Annotated in this window: 14 protein-coding genes; 7 read left to right on the forward strand and 7 right to left on the reverse strand. The window is 68.2% G+C overall.

From position 1 onward, the window contains the following. Positions 1-97: 97 nt before the first annotated feature. From ACN6O8_RS12700 to ACN6O8_RS12715, 4 genes are all read left to right on the forward strand, one after another. Positions 98-4,837, forward strand: a complete 4,740-nt coding sequence (locus tag ACN6O8_RS12700; protein ID WP_427991392.1) for a glutamate synthase-related protein — start codon at positions 98-100, stop codon at positions 4,835-4,837. Between the two features lie 8 nt (positions 4,838-4,845). Next, entirely contained in the window at positions 4,846-6,312 is a 1,467-nt protein-coding gene (locus ACN6O8_RS12705; RefSeq protein ID WP_427991393.1) for a glutamate synthase subunit beta, read from the forward strand. Positions 6,313-6,456: 144 nt separating this feature from the next. Then, positions 6,457-7,035, forward strand: a complete 579-nt coding sequence (locus tag ACN6O8_RS12710; RefSeq protein ID WP_427991394.1) for a chromate transporter — start codon at positions 6,457-6,459, stop codon at positions 7,033-7,035. Continuing rightward, on the forward strand, positions 7,032-7,559 hold the full coding sequence (locus ACN6O8_RS12715; RefSeq protein WP_427991395.1) for a chromate transporter: 528 nt from the start codon (positions 7,032-7,034) through the stop codon (positions 7,557-7,559). The genes ACN6O8_RS12710 and ACN6O8_RS12715 overlap by 4 nt, the downstream gene beginning before the upstream one ends. Before the next feature lie 28 nt (positions 7,560-7,587). On the opposite strand, the gene ACN6O8_RS12720 is transcribed toward ACN6O8_RS12715, so the two are convergent. The 6 genes from ACN6O8_RS12720 to ACN6O8_RS12745 form a co-directional block, all read right to left on the reverse strand. Continuing rightward, on the reverse strand, positions 7,588-8,925 hold the full coding sequence (locus tag ACN6O8_RS12720) for a purine-cytosine permease family protein (RefSeq protein WP_427991396.1): 1,338 nt from the start codon (positions 8,923-8,925) through the stop codon (positions 7,588-7,590). A gap of 154 nt (positions 8,926-9,079) precedes the next feature. Further along, positions 9,080-10,069: a biotin-dependent carboxyltransferase family protein gene (locus tag ACN6O8_RS12725; RefSeq protein WP_427991397.1), complete on the reverse strand. Its 990-nt coding sequence runs from the start codon at positions 10,067-10,069 to the stop codon at positions 9,080-9,082. Then, positions 10,059-10,934: a 5-oxoprolinase subunit B family protein gene (locus ACN6O8_RS12730; protein ID WP_427991398.1), complete on the reverse strand. Its 876-nt coding sequence runs from the start codon at positions 10,932-10,934 to the stop codon at positions 10,059-10,061. Before ACN6O8_RS12730 ends, ACN6O8_RS12725 begins: the two co-directional genes overlap by 11 nt. Beyond that, a complete protein-coding gene (locus tag ACN6O8_RS12735; RefSeq protein WP_427991399.1) occupies positions 10,931-12,319 on the reverse strand; it encodes an acetyl-CoA carboxylase biotin carboxylase subunit in 1,389 nt (462 codons plus the stop codon). The genes ACN6O8_RS12730 and ACN6O8_RS12735 overlap by 4 nt, the downstream gene beginning before the upstream one ends. A 3-nt stretch (positions 12,320-12,322) precedes the next feature. Further along, entirely contained in the window at positions 12,323-12,565 is a 243-nt protein-coding gene (locus ACN6O8_RS12740) for an acetyl-CoA carboxylase (RefSeq protein ID WP_054433758.1), read from the reverse strand. 37 nt (positions 12,566-12,602) lie between these two features. Next, positions 12,603-13,373: a 5-oxoprolinase subunit PxpA gene (locus ACN6O8_RS12745; protein WP_427991400.1), complete on the reverse strand. Its 771-nt coding sequence runs from the start codon at positions 13,371-13,373 to the stop codon at positions 12,603-12,605. Between the two features lie 257 nt (positions 13,374-13,630). Here ACN6O8_RS12745 and ACN6O8_RS12750 point away from each other — a divergent pair, with 257 nt between their 5' ends. After that, positions 13,631-14,548 carry a LysR family transcriptional regulator gene (locus ACN6O8_RS12750; RefSeq protein ID WP_427991401.1) on the forward strand — a complete coding sequence of 306 codons (918 nt, stop codon included), beginning with the start codon at positions 13,631-13,633 and terminating at the stop codon, positions 14,546-14,548. 129 nt (positions 14,549-14,677) lie between these two features. Then, positions 14,678-15,319, forward strand: coding sequence for an OmpW/AlkL family protein (locus tag ACN6O8_RS12755; RefSeq protein ID WP_427991402.1), 642 nt, complete (start codon positions 14,678-14,680; stop codon positions 15,317-15,319). A gap of 21 nt (positions 15,320-15,340) precedes the next feature. Here the strand turns inward: ACN6O8_RS12755 and ACN6O8_RS12760 are convergent, their stop codons facing one another. Beyond that, entirely contained in the window at positions 15,341-16,213 is an 873-nt protein-coding gene (locus tag ACN6O8_RS12760; RefSeq protein WP_427991403.1) for a LysR substrate-binding domain-containing protein, read from the reverse strand. 65 nt (positions 16,214-16,278) lie between these two features. Between ACN6O8_RS12760 and ACN6O8_RS12765 the strand changes: the two genes are divergently transcribed. Next, complete coding sequence (locus ACN6O8_RS12765; protein ID WP_427991404.1) at positions 16,279-17,499, forward strand: YbfB/YjiJ family MFS transporter; 1,221 nt, start codon at positions 16,279-16,281, stop codon at positions 17,497-17,499. The last annotated feature ends 2 nt before the right edge of the window (positions 17,500-17,501 follow it).

A 17,501-nucleotide genomic window follows, 5' to 3' on the forward strand; every position in this document is an offset into this window, starting at 1 on the left:
CACACCCCCTATATTCCTATTGCACCCTACTGCGCGCGGGGGTATTGTCCGTTCCTGCACTGCAACATTAGAACGCAGTCTTACTGCGGAGCGCGCCATGCCCCAAATCACCCCGAACGAATCCTGTCCCACCCCCAAGGCGACCCCGATCGATGCCACCCGCATCGGCCTGCCGCCCGCCCAGGGCCTGTACCACCCCAAGAACGAGCATGACGCCTGTGGCGTGGGCTTCGTGGCGCACATCAAGGGCAAGAAAAGCCACGCCATCATCCAGCAGGGCCTGAAGATCCTGGAAAACCTGGATCACCGCGGCGCGGTGGGCGCGGACAAGCTGATGGGCGACGGCGCCGGCATCCTGATCCAGATTCCCGACGCGCTCTACCGCGACGAGTTCGCCCAGCACGGCATCACCCTGCCGCCGCCTGGCGAGTACGGCGTGGCCATGGTGTTCCTGCCCAAGGAAACCGCCTCGCGCCTGGCCTGCGAACAGGAACTGGAACGTTCCGTGCGCGCCGAAGGCCAGGTCGTGCTGGGCTGGCGCAACGTGCCGGTGGACGTCGACATGCCGATGTCGCCCACCGTGCGCGACTGCGAACCCGTGATCCGCCAGTTGTTCATCGGCCGCGGCGCCGACGTGATGGTGCCGGACGCGCTGGAACGCAAGCTGTACGTGATCCGCAAGACCGCCAGCCACGCCATCCAGAACATGCACCTGGCGCACGGCAAGGAATACTTCGTGCCCTCGGCCTCGGTGCGCACCGTGGTCTACAAGGGCCTGCTGCTGGCCGACCAGGTTGGCCGCTACTACCGCGACCTGGCCGACACCCGCACGGTGTCCGCGCTGGCGCTGGTTCACCAGCGTTTCTCGACCAACACGTTCCCCGCCTGGCCCCTGGCCCACCCGTACCGCATGATTGCCCACAACGGCGAAATCAACACGGTCAAGGGCAACTTCAACTGGCTGCGCGCCCGCGAAGGCATGATGCAGTCGGCCGTGCTGGGCGACGACCTGAAGAAGCTGTACCCCATCGTCTACGAAGGCCAGTCGGACACCGCGACGTTCGACAACTGCCTGGAACTGCTGGTCAATTCGGGTTATTCGCTGGCCCACGCCATGATGATGATGATCCCGGAAGCCTGGGAACAGCACACGCAGATGGACGAAAGCCGCCGCGCCTTCTACGAATACCACGCCGCCATGATGGAGCCGTGGGACGGCCCCGCCGCGGTCGCCTTCACCGACGGCCGCCAGATCGGCGCCACGCTCGACCGCAACGGCCTGCGCCCGGCGCGCTACCTGGTGACCGACGACGACATGGTCATCCTGGCCTCGGAAGCCGGCACTCTGTCGATCCCCGAGAACCGCATCGTCAAGAAGTGGCGCCTGCAACCGGGCAAGATGTTCCTGATCGACCTGGAGCAGGGCCGCATCATCGACGACGCCGAGATCAAGCTGCAGCTGGCCAACAGCCGGCCGTACCGCCAGTGGATCGAACGCCTGCAGATCAAGCTGGAATCGCTGCCGGCCCCGCGCCAGGCGGCCGTCGCCACGCAATCGTCGGTGTCGCTGCTGGATCGCCAGCAGGCCTTCGGCTGGACCCAGGAAGACTACAAGTTCATCCTGGAGCCCATGGCCTCGACCGGCGAGGAAGTGATCGGCTCGATGGGCAATGACGCCCCGCTGGCCGTGCTGTCCGACCGCGCCAAGCCGTTCTACAACTATTTCCGCCAGCTATTCGCCCAGGTCACCAACCCGCCGATCGACCCGATCCGCGAGCAGATGGTGATGTCGCTGGTGTCGTTCATCGGCCCCAAGCCCAACCTGCTGGACATCAACAACGTCAACCCGCCGCTGCGCCTGGAAGTGTCGCAGCCGGTGCTGGACTTCGCCGCCATGGCGCAGATCCGCGACATCGAGCAGGTGACGGGCAAGAAATTCCGCAGCTTCGAGCTGGACATCACCTACCCGGCCGCCTGGGGCCCCGAGGGCATCGAAGCCCGCGTGGCCGCGCTGTGCGCGCGCGCCGTGGACGCGGTGCAAAGCGGCTACAACATCCTGATCGTGTCTGACCGCCTGGTCGACAGCGAGCGCGTCGCCATCCCGGCGCTGCTGGCCACCTCGGCGGTGCACCAGCACCTGATCCGCGCCGGCCTGCGCACCAACACCGGCCTGGTGGTGGAAACCGGCTCGGCCCGCGAAGTGCACCACTTCGCGCTGCTGGGCGGCTACGGCGCCGAAGCCATCCACCCCTACCTGGCGCTGGAATCGCTGGGCAAGATGAGCGACCCGGAAAAGGCCGTCAAGAATTTCATCAAGGCGATCGGCAAGGGCCTGAACAAGGTGATGTCCAAGATGGGCATTTCCACGTACATGTCGTACACCGGCGCCCAGATCTTCGAAGCGGTCGGCCTGCAGAGCAGCCTGGTGAACAAGTACTTCACCGGCACCGCCTCCAACATCGAAGGCATCGGCATCTTCCAGGTGGCCGAGGAAGCGCTGCGCCAGCACCGCGCCGCGTTCGGCAGCGACCCGGTCCTGGCCAACGACCTGGAAGCCGGCGGCGAGTACGCCTACCGGGTGCGCGGCGAAGAGCACATGTGGACGCCCGACTCCATCGCCAAGCTGCAGCACGCCTCGCGCGCCAACAACTACCGCACGTACAAGGAGTACGCGCAGATCATCAACGACCAGAGCCGCCGCCACATGACGCTGCGCGGCCTGTTCGAGTTCCGCTTCGACCCGTCGCGCGCCATTCCGCTCGATGACGTCGAACCGGCCAAGGAGATCGTCAAGCGCTTTGCCACCGGCGCCATGTCGCTGGGCTCGATCTCGACCGAAGCCCACTCGGTGCTGGCCGTGGCCATGAACCGCATCGGCGGCAAGTCCAACACCGGCGAAGGCGGCGAGGACGAATTGCGCTACCGCGCCGAGATGCGCGAAGGCCGCAGCACCATCAAGGACGGCGACACGCTGGCCTCGGTGCTGGGTTCGGAACGCATCGAAGCCGACGTCGCGCTCAAGAAGGGCGACTCGCTGCGCTCGAAGATCAAGCAGGTGGCCTCGGGCCGCTTCGGCGTCACCGCCGAGTACCTGTCGTCGGCCGACCAGATCCAGATCAAGATGGCGCAGGGCGCCAAGCCCGGCGAAGGCGGCCAGTTGCCCGGCCACAAGGTGTCGGAATACATCGCCAAGCTGCGCTATTCGGTGCCGGGCGTGGGCCTGATCTCGCCGCCGCCGCACCATGACATCTATTCGATCGAGGATCTGGCGCAACTGATCCACGACCTGAAGAACGTCAACTCCAAGGCCTCGATCTCGGTCAAGCTGGTGTCGGAAGTCGGCGTCGGCACGGTCGCCGCGGGCGTGGCCAAGGCCAAGGCCGACCACGTCGTGATCGCCGGCCATGACGGCGGCACGGGCGCCTCGCCGGTGTCGTCCATCAAGCACGTCGGCACGCCGTGGGAACTGGGCCTGGCCGAAACCCAGCAGACGCTGGTGCTGAACCGCCTGCGCAGCCGCATCCGCGTGCAGGCCGACGGCCAGATGAAGACCGGCCGCGACGTGGTCATCGGCGCGCTGCTGGGCGCCGATGAATTCGGCTTCGCCACCGCGCCGCTGGTCGTCGAAGGCTGCATCATGATGCGCAAGTGCCACCTGAACACCTGCCCGGTGGGCGTGGCTACGCAGGATCCGGTGCTGCGCAAGAAGTTCCAGGGCAAGCCCGAGCACGTCGTCAACTTCTTCTTCTTCATCGCCGAGGAAGTGCGCGAGATCATGGCCCAGCTGGGCATCCGCAAGTTCGACGACCTGATCGGCCGCGCCGACCTGCTGGATATGCGTTCGGGCGTCGAGCACTGGAAGGCGCGGGGCCTGGACTTCACCCGCGTATTCCACCAGACCCAGTCCGACGCCGAAGTGCGCCAGACCGAAGAGCAGGACCACGGCCTGGCCGGCGCGCTCGATCACCAGTTGATCGAACGCAGCAAGCCGGCGCTGGAACGCGGCGAGAAGGTGTCGTTCATCGTGCCGGTGCGCAACCGCAACCGCACCATCGGCGCCATGCTGTCGGGCGCGGTGGCAGCGCGCTACGGCCACGATGGCCTGCCGGACGACACCATCCACATCCAGTGCAACGGCACCGCCGGCCAGAGCTTCGGCGCGTTCCTGGCCCATGGCATCACCATGGACCTGGTGGGCGAAGGCAACGACTATGTCGGCAAGGGCCTGTCGGGCGGCCGCATCATCGTGCGCTCGCCCAATGACTTCCGCGGCTTCGGCCCCGACCACATCATCGCCGGCAACACCGTGCTGTACGGCGCGCTGGCGGGCGAGGCCTTCTTCAACGGCGTGGCCGGCGAACGCTTCGCGGTGCGCAACTCGGGCGCCGCCACCGTCGTCGAAGGCACCGGCGACCACGGCTGCGAATACATGACGGGCGGCACCGTGGTGGTGCTGGGCGCCACCGGCCGCAACTTCGCCGCCGGCATGTCGGGCGGCGTGGCCTACGTGTGGGATCCGGAACGCACGCTCAAGCAGCGCGCCAACCTGTCGATGGTCGAACTGGAAGCCGTGCTGCCGCACGCCGAACAGCAGGCCCAGAACAACATCGACGTCTGGCACAGCGCGCAGCGCGGTGGCGAACGCGAAACGGATGAAACCATCCTGCGCCGCCTGGTGGAAGACCACTTCCGCTACACCGGCAGCTTCCGCGCCCGCGAAATCCTGGGCGACTGGGAAGCCTCGCGCGGCAAATTCGTAAAGGTCATGCCGACGGACTACCGCCGCGCATTGGGTGAAATGTGGCGTGCAGCCAACCCGCAACAACTGGCTGCGTGAGGGATACCATGGGAAAGATTACCGGCTTTATGGAATACCAGCGTCTGCAGGAGGCCGCCGAGGCCCCGCAGAAGCGGCTGAAGAACTGGCGCGAGTTCGTGCTGCACCTGACCGATGACCAGGCCAAGCAGCAGGCGGCGCGCTGCATGGACTGCGGCATCCCGTTCTGCAACAACGGCTGCCCGGTCAACAACATCATCCCGGACTGGAATGACCTGGTGTACAAGCAGGACTGGCGCCGCGCGCTGGACGTCCTGCACTCCACCAACAACTTCCCGGAGTTCACGGGCCGCATCTGCCCGGCGCCGTGCGAAGCCGCCTGTACCTTGAACATCAACAGCGACGCCGTGGGCATCAAGTCCATTGAGCACGCCATCATCGACAAGGGCTGGGCCGAAGGCTGGGTGACGCCGCAAGTGCCGGCGCGCAAGACCGGCAAGAAGGTCGCCGTGGTGGGCTCCGGCCCCGCCGGCATGGCCTGCGCGCAGCAACTGGCGCGCGCCGGCCACTCGGTCACGCTGTTCGAGAAGAGCGACCGCATCGGCGGCCTGCTGCGCTACGGCATCCCCGACTTCAAGCTGGAAAAACACCAGATCGACCGCCGCATCTCGCAGATGGAAGCCGAAGGCGTTGAGTTCGCGCCCTCGACCTACGTCGGCAATCCGTCCGACCCGGTGGCCGACGGCCTGACCGTGCGCACGCCGGACTCGCTGCTGGCCGAGTTCGACGCCGTGGTGATGAGCGGCGGCTCGGAAACCCCGCGCGACCTGCCGGTGCCCGGCCGCGAGCTGTCGGGCGTGTATTTCGCCATGGACTTCCTGCGCCAGCAGAACAAGGCCGTGGCCGGCGACCGCCTGACCAACCAGACGCTGGCCAAGGGCAAGCACGTGGTGGTGATCGGCGGTGGCGACACCGGTTCCGACTGCGTCGGCACCAGCAACCGCCACGGCGCGGCCTCGGTCACGCAGTTCGAGCTGCTGCCGCAACCGCCCGAGTCCGAGAACAAGGCCATGACCTGGCCCTACTGGCCGCTGAAGCTGCGCACCTCGTCCTCGCACGAGGAAGGCTGCGAACGCGACTGGTCGGTGACCACCAAGCTGCTCAAGGGCAGCAATGGCAAGGTCGAAAAACTGGTTGGCGCCCGCGTCGAATGGTTCAAGGACGAGTCGACCGGCCAGATGAAGATGCGCGAGATCGAGGGTTCGGAATTCGAGATCAAGGCCGACCTGGTGCTGCTGGCGATGGGCTTCGTGTCGCCGGTGCAGGCCGTGCTCGACGCGTTCGGCGTGGACCGCGACGCGCGCGGCAATGTGCGCGCGAACACCGACGACTACCGCACCAACGTGGAGAAGGTCTTCACCGCCGGCGACATGCGCCGCGGCCAGTCCCTGGTGGTCTGGGCCATCCGCGAAGGCCGCCAGTGCGCGCGCGCGGTGGACGCCTACCTGATGGGGTCGAGCGACCTGCCGCGCTGAACGCGCCGCGCCCGGAAGGCATCGGCAGCGACCGATCCTTCCCGCCCCCGCCGCCCGGCACCACGTGCCCGGCGGCGATTTTTTTCAGCCAACCGACATGTCGCCTTGCGTAAGATGGGGCATCGCCTCCCCGCGCCAGCCGCCATGTCCACCCCCGATCCCGCCGTTGCCGCACCGCCGACGCTGCCGCAGATTTTCCTGGCCTTCGCCAAAGTCGGCCTGACCAGTTTCGGCGGCGGGCTGAGCGGCTGGATGATGCGCGAGTTCGTGCAGCAGCGGCGCTGGCTGTCCGAAGCCGATTTCCTCAGCGGCCTGGCGCTGGCGCAGTCGTTCCCGGGCGTGAACGTCGTCAACCTGGCCATCTGGATCGGCTTTCGCCTGCGCGGCGGCCCCGGCGCATTGCTGGGCGGCCTGGGCATCACCGTGCCGCCGATGCTGGTGGCCATCGGCGCGGCCGCGCTGTTCGCCAGCCTGGCACAGTCGCAAGGCCTGCACGCGGCCATGGCCGGCGTGGCGGCGGCGGCGGTCGGGGTATCGCTGCAGACCGGCCTGCGGGCCGCGCGGCGCGCGCTGCAAGGCTGGGTGCCGGCCGCCGTCATGGGCGTGACTTTCGCCGCCATCTTCCTGCTGCGCCTGCCGCTGTTGTGGGTGGTGGGCGCGATGGCGCCGCTGTCCATCGGCATCGCCTACGCGCGGCTGCGACGCCGGGAGCGGCAACCATGAACCTGGCCACGCTGCACGACCTGTTCGCGGTCTTCACGCCGCTGTCGTTCCTGACGGTGGGCGGCGGCCAGAGCATCCTGCCCGACATCCAGCGCCAGGCGGTCGATGGCTACGGCTGGATCAGCGAGGCGCAGTTTCTGGATTTCTTCGCGCTGTCGCGCATCACCCCGGGGCCGGCCTCGCTGCTGGTGACGCTGATCGGCTGGCAGGTGGGCGGTTGGCTGGGCGCGATGGCCGCCTCGGTCGCGATCTTCCTGCCTTGTTCTTTGCTGATTTACGCGCTGGCGCGAGTCTGGGCGCGCTACCGCCACGCCACCTGCGTGCGCGCCATCGAGGCCGGGCTTGTGCCGGTCGCGGCGGGCATGATCCTGGCGTCGTCATGCACGGTGCTGCGCGCCGCCGAGGGCGGCGCCTGGGCCTGGGGCGTGGCGGGCGCGTCCACGCTGGCGCTGGTCTATACGCGCGTCAGCCCGTTCCTGATGCTGGCACTGGGCGCGGCCGTATTCCTGGCCGCGCTGGCCTGAGCCGGCGCGGCCGCCGCAGGCCGGACACCTAGGCGCCGCCACGCTGCATGCGCGGTCCCGAGACCGCCGCCTGCGCCAACCAGTACGCCGCGCCCGCCACCGCGAAGCTGGCCGGGGCCGCGAAGGTCGCGGCGACGCCGCTCAGGTGCATCAACACCAGGCCGCTGGCCGCGCCCGCGAACCAGGCGCCCAGGCCGCGGCGGTTGTAGGCGCTGCCGCCGCCCGGCGCGGGCGCGGCCTCGGCCACCGTCAGGATGTGCACCAGCGCCACCGCGACCCACGCCACCACGAAGATGCCCTGGTAAGCCAGCGCCTGCAGCAGGTAGGCGAACACGTCGAACAGCATCAGCGCGTACGACACCGCGCCCACGATCACCGCCCACGCGGCCTTGGACAGGCGCGCGTGGCCGAAGCGCGCGAAGAAGGCCTGCATGTTGATGGTGGCCAGGTAGTAGTTGGCGGTGTTGATGCGGGTCTGCGTCACCCACACGAAGAACAGGCCGCCCAGCCCCATCAGCTTGAGCAGCGCCAGCACCACCGACACTTCGCTCAGGGCGCCGTCGCCAGGGATGGTGGTGACCAGGTAGATGCCGGCCACGCCGTTGAGCAGGAAGGTGACCAGGTAGAACGGCATGCCGAAGTTGTAGCGGCCATGGTAGCGCGCGTCCTCGCGGCGGCCGAAGCGGGCGTAGTCGAAGGTGAACATCATCAGGATCCACACGCCCATGTAGTACACGTAGGCATCCCACCAGCCGCCCGCCACCGGCCCGCCGGCCGGGCCGAACGCCAGCCAGGCGCCGCTGTAGCCGTACTCGCGCGTGGCCAGCGCCACCGCCAGCAGCAGGCCGCCCAGGTAGAACGGCAGCAGCACGCCGTTGAACTTGTCGAGCCAGCGCTGCACGCTGCCGAAGATCAGCAGCACGCTGTAGATGACCACCAGCAGCGCGAAGGCCCAATAAGGCACGGACGGGAACATGTGGTGCGCGGCGACCGCCATCACCGAACCCTCGAACACGGCGTAGTAGATGGCGGTGGCAAAGAAGATCAGGGTGGCCAGCGCCGCGCCCGAGGTGCCGAACACGCTGCGCGAAAACAGCGCCACCGACTGGCCGGTGCGGATCGCGTAGCGCGAGATCACGGCGTTGATCAGGCCATAGGAAATCACCGACAGCACCATGCCGATGATGGCATTGCGGGCGCCATAATTGAGCGCCAGCGTGGCGCCGACCACGATGTAGAAGATGGCGCTGCACACGGCCCACCAGGCCATGGTGAGCGGGAATCGGCCCATGCGGTCGGCATCGGCCACAGTGGCGAGCGAAGTGTCCCGATCGGGGGACGAGGAGCTGGAAGCAAGGTTGGCCATGGAGGCTCTCCTGACGTGCTGAAGAACCGCGGGATGCGGACGAGTACGGCGTGCAGCGTGTGAAACTCGAAAAGCACAGGCGCAGGCGCGCCCGCCCGGCCCGTCGGAACGGGCCGGAGGGAAAGCAGCGATCAACGGGAAAGCGGGGCGGCGATCAACCCAGGGCGGTGCGCAACCGCTCAAGACGGGCGCGATAGTCCTTGCGGGCCTGCAAGGCGGCCGCCAGCGTGACGCGCTCGAAGCGGGCCTGCTGGTTGGGCTGCATCTGGCCGACCTTGTCCAGGTCGGCGTTGATGACGGTGCCGATCATGGCGTAGCCGCCGCCGGAAACGGCGTCGCGATGCAGGATGATGGGCTCCACCCCGGCCGGCACCTGGATCGAGCCGATCGGATAGCAGGCGTCGACGATGTTGGACGGGTCGGCGCCCGCGCCGAAGGGCTGCTCGCGCGGCTGGAACCTGAGCGCGCGGCCCTTCTTGTAGCGGTAGCCGATGCGGTCGGCCTCCGAGGTCACGCTCCAGGCGTCCTCGTAGAACGAGGCGGCCGATTCCGGCATCAGGCGATGGTCGTACAGGCCCGGCACCACCCGCAGCACCTGCTCCTTGGGGCATTCGGTGGCCAGCGCCGCCGGCAGCGCGCGGCCGACCCGCGTCGCGGGGCGCGGCGCGCCCACGCGCAGGCGGTCGCCGGCTTGCAGGCGGCGGCCCTCGAAGCCACCGATGGCGCCCAGCGTGTAGGTCGAGCGGCTGCCCAGCACCTCGGGCACGTCGATGCCGCCAGCGATCGCCAGGCAGGCGCGCGCGCCGGCCTGCACGAAGTCGAACGACAGCCGGGCGCCGGCCGGCACCGCCAGCGCGACGTTGCAGGCCTGCGCCTGGCCGTCGATCTTGGGTGTCATGGTGGCGCCGGTGACGGCGATCACGGCGGCGCGGGTGAAGCGCAGTTCGGGCCCCATCAGCGTGCATTCCAGCACCGCCGCGTCCTCGGGGTTGCCCACCAGCAGGTTGGCGGCGGCCAGCGCGTACTGGTCGAGCGCGCCCGACGGCGGGATGCCCAGGTGGTAGTAACCCTGGCGGCCACGATCCTGGACCGACGTCGCCAGCCCGGGCTTGATCACTTCGATGAGCGGTTCGTCATGCGACATGGAGCGTCTCCAGAAGGCGGGCGTTGTATTGCTCGGGCGCCGCCATGAATTCGGCCAGCGAGAACGACACGGGATGGATGTCGAGCTGGAAGGTGCCGGCCTCGACCTCGGCCACCGCGACGTCGTAATCGGCGCGGCTGATCGGCTTGAACTTGACGATGTCGCCGGGCCGGAAAAACACCATCGAGTCGCGCAGGTGCGCCTGGCGCTGGGCCGGCTCGAAGATCGGCGCCGGCGTCACGCCGAACATCTGGTAGCCGCCGGCGCCGCGCACCGAATAGATGCAGGCGAAGCAGCCGCCGTGTCCCACCGTGTGCTTGGGCGTGTCGGTGCGCGGCCGCAGGTACTTGGGCACTTCGAGCTGGCGTTCGCGTTCGACCATCTGGAACATGAACGGCAGGCCGGCGACGAAACCGACCATCGACACGAACCACGGCGCGCTGGAATGCGCCGCGATGAATGCGTCGGTATCGGCAAAGCCGTTGATGCGCGCGGCGTATTCCAGGTCGGTCGAATCCGGGTCCTGGTGCCGCTCGCGAAAGCGCATCAGCGTCTCGTGGGTCCAGGGGTCGTTGTAGAGCACCGGCACCTCGATGAGGCGGGTGTCGAGCCGCAGGTTGTCCAGGTCGATGGTGACCTCGATCTCGCGCAGGATGGCCAGCATGGCCTCGGGCGCGACCTGCTCGGGGTCGTAGCGGATCTGGTACGAGGCGTTGGCCGGGCAGATCTCGCTGACGCCGGGCACGGCGCGTTCGCGCAGCGCGCGCGTGATCGCCATGCCCTTGAAGAACGCGGCCAGCGACATCGATTCGCTGATCTCGGCGAAGATGAATTCATCGCCGCCATGGGTGTAGCGCACCGTCATTGGGTCTCCTCCCGCTGCCGCATCCAGCTTTCCAGATAGTTGGTGTGATAGTCGCCCGAGATCACGCCCGCGTCGGCCACCAGGGCGCGGTGCAAGGCCAGCGTCGACGGCACGCCTTCGAATTCGGTTTCATCCAGCGCGCGCGCCATGCGCGCCAGCGCGGCGGGGCGATCCTCGTCCCACACGATCAGCTTGGCCAGCAGCGAATCGTAGTAGGGCGGCACCACGCTGCCGGCGTACACCATCGAATCGATGCGCACGCCCGGCCCGGCCGGCCAGCGCACATGCGACACGGTGCCGGGGCCGGGCGCGAAGTTGCGCGACGGGTCTTCGGCGTTCAGGCGGCATTCGATGGCGGCGCCGCGCATGACGATGTCCGATTGCGCCAAGCGCAGCGGTTCGCCGTCGGCGATGCGCAGCATCTCGCGCACCAGGTCGATGCCGGTGATGGCCTCGGTGATCGGATGCTCGACCTGGATGCGCGTATTCATCTCGATGAAGTAGAACTCGCCGCGGGCGTCGTCGTACAGGTATTCCAGCGTGCCCGCGCCGCGATAGCCCACCGATTCGGTCAGGCGCAGCGCCGATTCGCACAGCGCCTGGCGCAGCGCGGGGCTGAGCGCTGGCGACGGCGCTTCCTCGAACACTTTCTGGCGGCGGCGTTGCAGCGAGCATTCGCGCTCGAACAGGTGCACCGCGCGCTTGCCGTCCCCCAGCACCTGCACCTCGATGTGGCGGGCACGCGGCAGGTAGCGTTCCAGATAGACGCCGCCATCGCCGAAGGCGGCGCGCGCCTCGGCCTGCGCCAGGGGAATGGCCTCGCGCAGTTGCGCCTCGTCGGCCGCCACGCGGATGCCGCGTCCGCCGCCGCCGGCCGCGGCCTTGATCATCAGGGGATAGCCGATCTGCGCCGCGTGGCTCAGGGCTTCGTCCAGCGACCCGACCACGCCCTCGCTGCCCGGCACGGTAGGCACACCGGCCGCCTTGGCGCAGGCGCGCGCGGCGGCCTTGTCGCCCATGCTGCGGATGGTGCGGGCGTCGGGGCCGACGAACACCAGGCCGGCGTCGGTCACGGCCTGCGAGAAGTTAGCGTTCTCGGCCAGGAAGCCGTAGCCCGGATGGATCGCGTCGGCGCCGCTTTCGCGCGCCGCCGCCAGCAGGGCCTCGGCGTTCAGATAGCTGCGGGTGGCGTGGGCCGGCCCGATGTGCACGGCCGCGTCGGCCAGGCGCACGGCCAGGGCGTCGCGGTCGGCGTCGCTGTAAACCGCCACCGTGCGCATGCCCAGCTCGCGCGCGGCGCGGATCACGCGCAGCGCGATCTCGCCACGGTTGGCGACCAGCAGGGTATGGATGCGGCGCGGCCGGTAGAAGGAATGCACGCCCATGCCTCAGCCCTCGATCCGCAGCAGCGCCTGGCCGGGTTCGACCGGATCGCCGTCGGCCACCAGGATCTCGGCGACCACGCCGCCGATTTCAGCCTCGATCTGGTTGAACTGCTTCATCACCTCGACGATGCCGACCACGTCGCCGGGCTGGATGGTGGCGCCGACCTCGACGAAGGGCGCGGCGTCGGGACTGGGACGGCGATAGAAGGTGCCGGGCAGGGGGCTCTGGATCTCTTGCTGCGACATGGTTTTCTCCTTGGAATATATGGGAATGATGGGCGGATCAGGACAGTTGCGGCGGCGCGATGCGGATGCCGTGCGCCTCCAGGCGAGCCCGGGTGGCCTGCACCAGCGCCAGCGCGCCGGGGGTATCGCTGTGGATGCACACCGAATCGAAGCCGATGGGGATGTCGCGGCCGTCCACGGTGCGCACCTTGCCGTCGGTACACGCGCGCAGCACCTTGTCGGCCACCTGTTCCGGATCGAGCGCCTGGGTGTAGCGGGTGAACACGATCGAACCGCTGCTGTCGTAGTCGCGGTCGGCGTAGAACTCGCGCACCACCGGCAGGCCCAGTTCGCGCGCCACCGTGCAGGTCAGCGAGTTCTCCATGCAATACAGCATCAGCGTGGGCTCCAGGTCGCGCAGCGTCTGCACCAGCCGGCGCGACAGGGTTTCGTCGCGCGCGGCGCGCATGTATAGCGCGCCATGCGGCTTGACGTGCTGCAGGCGCAGGCCGTAGAGGCGGGCGAATTCGCGCAGCGCGCCGACCTGGTAGACGATGTCGTTGACCAGCCCCTCGGCGTTCTCGTTCAGGTCGCGGCGGCCGAAACCCACCAGGTCGCGAAAGCCCGGATGCGCGCCGATGCCGATGCCATGCTCGCGCGCCATCGCCACGGTGCGGTTCATGATGTTGGGGTCGCCGGCATGAAAGCCGGTGGCGATGTTGGCCGAGCTGATCAGCGGCATGATGGCGTCATCGACGTCATCGCCGATCTTCCAGGAACCAAAGCCCTCGCCCATGTCGGAGTTCAGGTCTATCGTCGCCTTGCTCATGAAACAGGATCTCCTTGCACTTGCGGACCGGTGGCCCGCGCAATGCCTGCACAGTAGCGAAGCGCCCGAGGGATAAAAAGTTCTTTTTTCGGATCAATGGTTATCTGAATTTTTGATGCCCTATGCCGTGCACCAAATTTGGGCATTTGGCGGATTCCTATGGAATTTCAGGGATTTCCCTGAGATTTCATGCACCCAGATGGCGCGGATAAACAGATATTCTGTCGGGTCACTATCGATTAATCAGATACCGCCCTATGTCGCTCACCCTCCGGCAGCTCAAGTATTTCGTCGCGGCCGCCGAACTCGGGCAGATCTCGCAGGCGGCGATCCAGCTCGCGATCTCGCAATCGGCCGTCACCACGGCCATCCGCGAACTCGAGGAGATCGTCGGCTCGCCGCTGTTCCTGCGCAGCGCCAGCGGCGTGGCGTTGACCGAAACCGGGCGCGGCTTTCTGAACCACGCCTACAACATCCTGTCCTCGGTCGACGAAGCGCTGCGCATGCCCAGCGCCGACGCGCGCGAAAGCGGACGCCTGCTGCTGGCGGCGTCCTACACCGTGATCGGCTACTTCCTGCCCTACCACCTGCAGCGCCTGTCGCAGCTCTATCCGAACCTGGACATCCAGTTGCACGAGCTCAACCGCAACGCCATCGAGGAAGGCCTGATCGCGCACCGTTACGACATGGCGGTGTTGCTGACCTCGAACGTGGTGAATCCGGAGCTGGCGGTGGAGCACTTCTTCGGCTCGCCACGGCGGCTGTGGGTGCCGGCGCGCCATCCGCTGCTGGCGCGCGACACCGTCACGCTGGAAGACGTGGCGCACGAGCCGTTCATCATGCTGACCGTCGACGAAGCCGCGCACACCGCGCTGCGCTACTGGAGCGAGACGCCGTTCCGCCCCGACGTGCGGCTGCGCACGTCGTCGGTGGAAGCGGTGCGCAGCATGGTGGCCAACGGCGGCGGTGTGGCGGTGCTGTCGGACATGGTCTATCGGCCGTGGTCGCTGGAAGGCCGCCGCATCGAGACCATCCAGTTGAAAGACCCGATCCCGCCGATGAACGTGGGCCTGGCGTGGCGCAAGGGCGCCGACATCACCGGCCCGATGCGCGCGGTGCGCGAGTATTTCCGCCATGCTTATGCGGTGCCGCGCGGCACCGACACCTTGCGCTGAGTCTGATTCGGGCGCAATTGTGGCGCTGCAACCACGCGCCATGTCGCCGCTTGATACACGTCAAGACCGGCTTTTCCCGCCTCTGCGAACCTGAGTGCCTGCATTCACGCAATACACGGAGAGAGGAAAATGTTCGCGATGTATCGGCGCACCCGCGCCCTGGCCCTGGCCACTGCCTGCGGCGCCACCCTGATGCTTGCCGCCCCCGCCCATGCCCACGAGGCCGGCGATATCCTGTTCCGGGTCGGCGCGACCCAGGTGCGTCCCACGTCCAACAATGGCACGGTGCTCGATGGCAGCGTCAAGCTGGACGTCAACAACAACGTGCGGCCCAGCTTCACCCTGGCCTACATGGCCACGCGCAACATCGGGATCGAACTGCTGGGCGCCTGGCCATTCCAGCACGACGTGCATGGCAGCGGCCTGGGCAAGATCGGCTCCAGCAAGCAATTGCCGCCGACGCTCAGCCTGCAATGGCACATCCTGCCCGACAGCATGATCCAGCCGTACATCGGCGTGGGCATCAACTACACCAAGTTCTTCGACACCAAGGCCGAAGGCGCGCTCAAGGGTTCCGACCTGAAGCTGGGCGATTCCTGGGGCGTGGCCGCGCAACTGGGCGCGGACTTCAAGATCAACGAACGCTGGTTCATGAACGCCGACATCCGCTACATCGACATCAAGTCGAAGGTGAAGCTCAACGGCGAACACATCGGCACCGCCCGCATCGATCCGTGGGTCGCCACGATCGGCGTCGGCTACCGCTTCTGATCGCGCCGTCCTGCAGAACCGCTACTGGCGTGGTTGCGCCAGTAGCTGCCGCAACGCCTGCAATGCGGGCGTTTCGTCATCCGCGCGCCAGACCAGCCGCGTCTGCGCGCGGCCGTGCCGGCCAGACAGCGGTGTCACGCGCAGTGACGTCTCGGCCCCCAGCAGCGCCAGCACCGAGCGCGGCACGATCGCCACGCCCGACCCCGCCGCCACGCAGGCGACGATGGCGTGGTACGACGCGAATTCCATCACCTTGCCCGGCGCCACGCCGTCCTGGCCGAACCAGGATTCAAGAATACGGCGATAGGAACAGCCTGCTGCGAACGCGATGACGCTGCGCTGGCCCACATCCTTCGGCCCCCGGATCTCGGGCCAGGCCAGCGGTGAGATCAGCGCCAGTTCTTCCTCGAAGGCCGGCTGCTGCGCCAGACCTTGGTCATCGAAGGGTTGCGCCACGAACGCGGCCTCGATCTCGTAGTTGCGCACCTTGGCGGCCAGCGCGCCCGACGTGCCCGTCACCAGCTCGATGCGCACTTGCGGCCAGGCGGCGTGATAGGACGCCAGGATGGGCGGCAACCGCGCCGCGGCCGTGCTTTCCATGGTGCCGATGCGCAGCAGCCCCCGCGGCGCGCCGTCGCGCACCGCCGCCTGGGCCTCGGCCGACAGCCGCAACAGCCGGTCCGCGTACGACAACAGCACCCGCCCCTGATCCGACAGCAACAGGCGCCGGTTCTGGCGCCGGAACAGCGGCGCTTCGAGCGTGGCCTCCAGCTGCTTGAGGCGCGTGGAGACATTGGATTGCACCCGGTTCAGGTGGGCCGCCGCGCGCGCCACGCCGCCGTGGTCCGCCACCGCCTTGAAGATCTGCAACGCGTCGAGATCCAAGTTTCTCATTTCAAGAACTCACATTCTTAATAATTCACTATTCAAGATATTAGTACAGCCGTAGAGTGGGAGCCATGTCAACCGCGCCCCACCTTGACCCCGCCCACTCGCGCGGCGCCCTCGGCCTGGCCCTGCCGGCCGCGCTGGCGCTGGCCGCCGCGATGGGCATCGGCCGCTTCGCCTTCACGCCGCTCTGGCCGCTGATGGCGCAGGAGGCCGGCCTGTCACTGGCGCAGGGCAGTTGGCTGGCCTCGGCCAATTACACCGGCTACCTGCTGGGCGCGCTGGCGGCGGCCCTGCGCCCGCCGCGCCATCCGCGTGCCATGCTGGCCGCGAGCCTGCTGGCGGTGGCGCTGCTGACACTGGCGATGCCGTGGGTACACGGCGTTCCGGCCTGGAGCCTGCTGCGGCTGGCGGCCGGCTACGGCAGTGCCAGCGCTTTCATCTGCGTGGCCGCCTCGCGCCCGGTGGCCCCGGGCGACCCGCGCGCGCCGGCGGTGGCGGCCATCACCTATGCCGGCGTCGGCGCCGGCATCGCCTTGACGGGCCTGGCCTGCCTGGGCTTGATGGCTATCGGCGCCGGCGCCCCCGCCAACTGGACGGCGCTGGGCGCGCTGACCCTGGCGTTGGCGGCGGTGGCCTGGCCAGGGCGGCGCCGTGCGGGCGCGGCCCGCCACCAGGCGGCCACCGCCACGCCCGGCCGTCTGCCCCCGGCCATCGGCCGCCTGGCGCTGCACTATGGCGTATTCGGCGCGGGCTACATCATCCCGGCCACCTTCCTGCCCGCCATGGCGCGCGAGATCGTCGCCGATCCGGCCGTGTTCGGCTGGGCCTGGCCGCTGTTCGGCCTGGCGGCGGCACTATCGTGCCTGCTGGCGCCGCGCGTGGCGCAGGCGCACGACGACAGGACGGTGTGGCGCGGCGCCCAGGCGCTGATGGCGCTGGGCATGGTGACGGTCGCGCTGTGGCACGACATCGGCGCGGTCATCGTCGCCGCGCTGCTGGTGGGCGGCACCTTCATGGTCATCACACAGTCGGGCATGCTGGTGGCGCAGCGCCTGGCCGGCAACGCCGCGCCACGCGCGGCGGCCATCATGACCTCGGCCTTCGCGGCCGGCCAGATCGCGGGGCCGCTGCTGGCGTCGGCGGCCGCGCGCTGGGGCGCGACGCTGCCGCAGGTGCTGGCCGGCGGCGCGGCGCTACTGGCACTGTCGGCCTGGCGCTTGGGAAATATCAGCGCCATCGGCGGCAACGCTGGGCATAATGCGATCGGTTCGCAGGAACCATCACATTAAAA

This window comes from Achromobacter sp., assembly GCF_050285565.1.
Taxonomy (GTDB): Bacteria; Pseudomonadota; Gammaproteobacteria; order Burkholderiales; family Burkholderiaceae_B; genus Achromobacter.

What these genes read in the sequence shown, in the direction of transcription:
- ACN6O8_RS12700 (WP_427991392.1), top strand. Translation starts at nt 98, where the DNA reads ATGCCCCAAATCACCCCGAACGAATCCTGTCCCACCCCCAAGGCGACC.
- ACN6O8_RS12705 (WP_427991393.1), top strand. Translation starts at nt 4,846, where the DNA reads ATGGGAAAGATTACCGGCTTTATGGAATACCAGCGTCTGCAGGAGGCC.
- ACN6O8_RS12710 (WP_427991394.1), top strand. Translation starts at nt 6,457, where the DNA reads ATGTCCACCCCCGATCCCGCCGTTGCCGCACCGCCGACGCTGCCGCAG.
- ACN6O8_RS12715 (WP_427991395.1), top strand. Translation starts at nt 7,032, where the DNA reads ATGAACCTGGCCACGCTGCACGACCTGTTCGCGGTCTTCACGCCGCTG.
- ACN6O8_RS12720 (WP_427991396.1), bottom strand. Translation starts at nt 8,925, where the DNA reads ATGGCCAACCTTGCTTCCAGCTCCTCGTCCCCCGATCGGGACACTTCG.
- ACN6O8_RS12725 (WP_427991397.1), bottom strand. Translation starts at nt 10,069, where the DNA reads ATGTCGCATGACGAACCGCTCATCGAAGTGATCAAGCCCGGGCTGGCG.
- ACN6O8_RS12730 (WP_427991398.1), bottom strand. Translation starts at nt 10,934, where the DNA reads ATGACGGTGCGCTACACCCATGGCGGCGATGAATTCATCTTCGCCGAG.
- ACN6O8_RS12735 (WP_427991399.1), bottom strand. Translation starts at nt 12,319, where the DNA reads ATGGGCGTGCATTCCTTCTACCGGCCGCGCCGCATCCATACCCTGCTG.
- ACN6O8_RS12740 (WP_054433758.1), bottom strand. Translation starts at nt 12,565, where the DNA reads ATGTCGCAGCAAGAGATCCAGAGCCCCCTGCCCGGCACCTTCTATCGC.
- ACN6O8_RS12745 (WP_427991400.1), bottom strand. Translation starts at nt 13,373, where the DNA reads ATGAGCAAGGCGACGATAGACCTGAACTCCGACATGGGCGAGGGCTTT.
- ACN6O8_RS12750 (WP_427991401.1), top strand. Translation starts at nt 13,631, where the DNA reads ATGTCGCTCACCCTCCGGCAGCTCAAGTATTTCGTCGCGGCCGCCGAA.
- ACN6O8_RS12755 (WP_427991402.1), top strand. Translation starts at nt 14,678, where the DNA reads ATGTTCGCGATGTATCGGCGCACCCGCGCCCTGGCCCTGGCCACTGCC.
- ACN6O8_RS12760 (WP_427991403.1), bottom strand. Translation starts at nt 16,213, where the DNA reads ATGAGAAACTTGGATCTCGACGCGTTGCAGATCTTCAAGGCGGTGGCG.
- ACN6O8_RS12765 (WP_427991404.1), top strand. Translation starts at nt 16,279, where the DNA reads ATGTCAACCGCGCCCCACCTTGACCCCGCCCACTCGCGCGGCGCCCTC.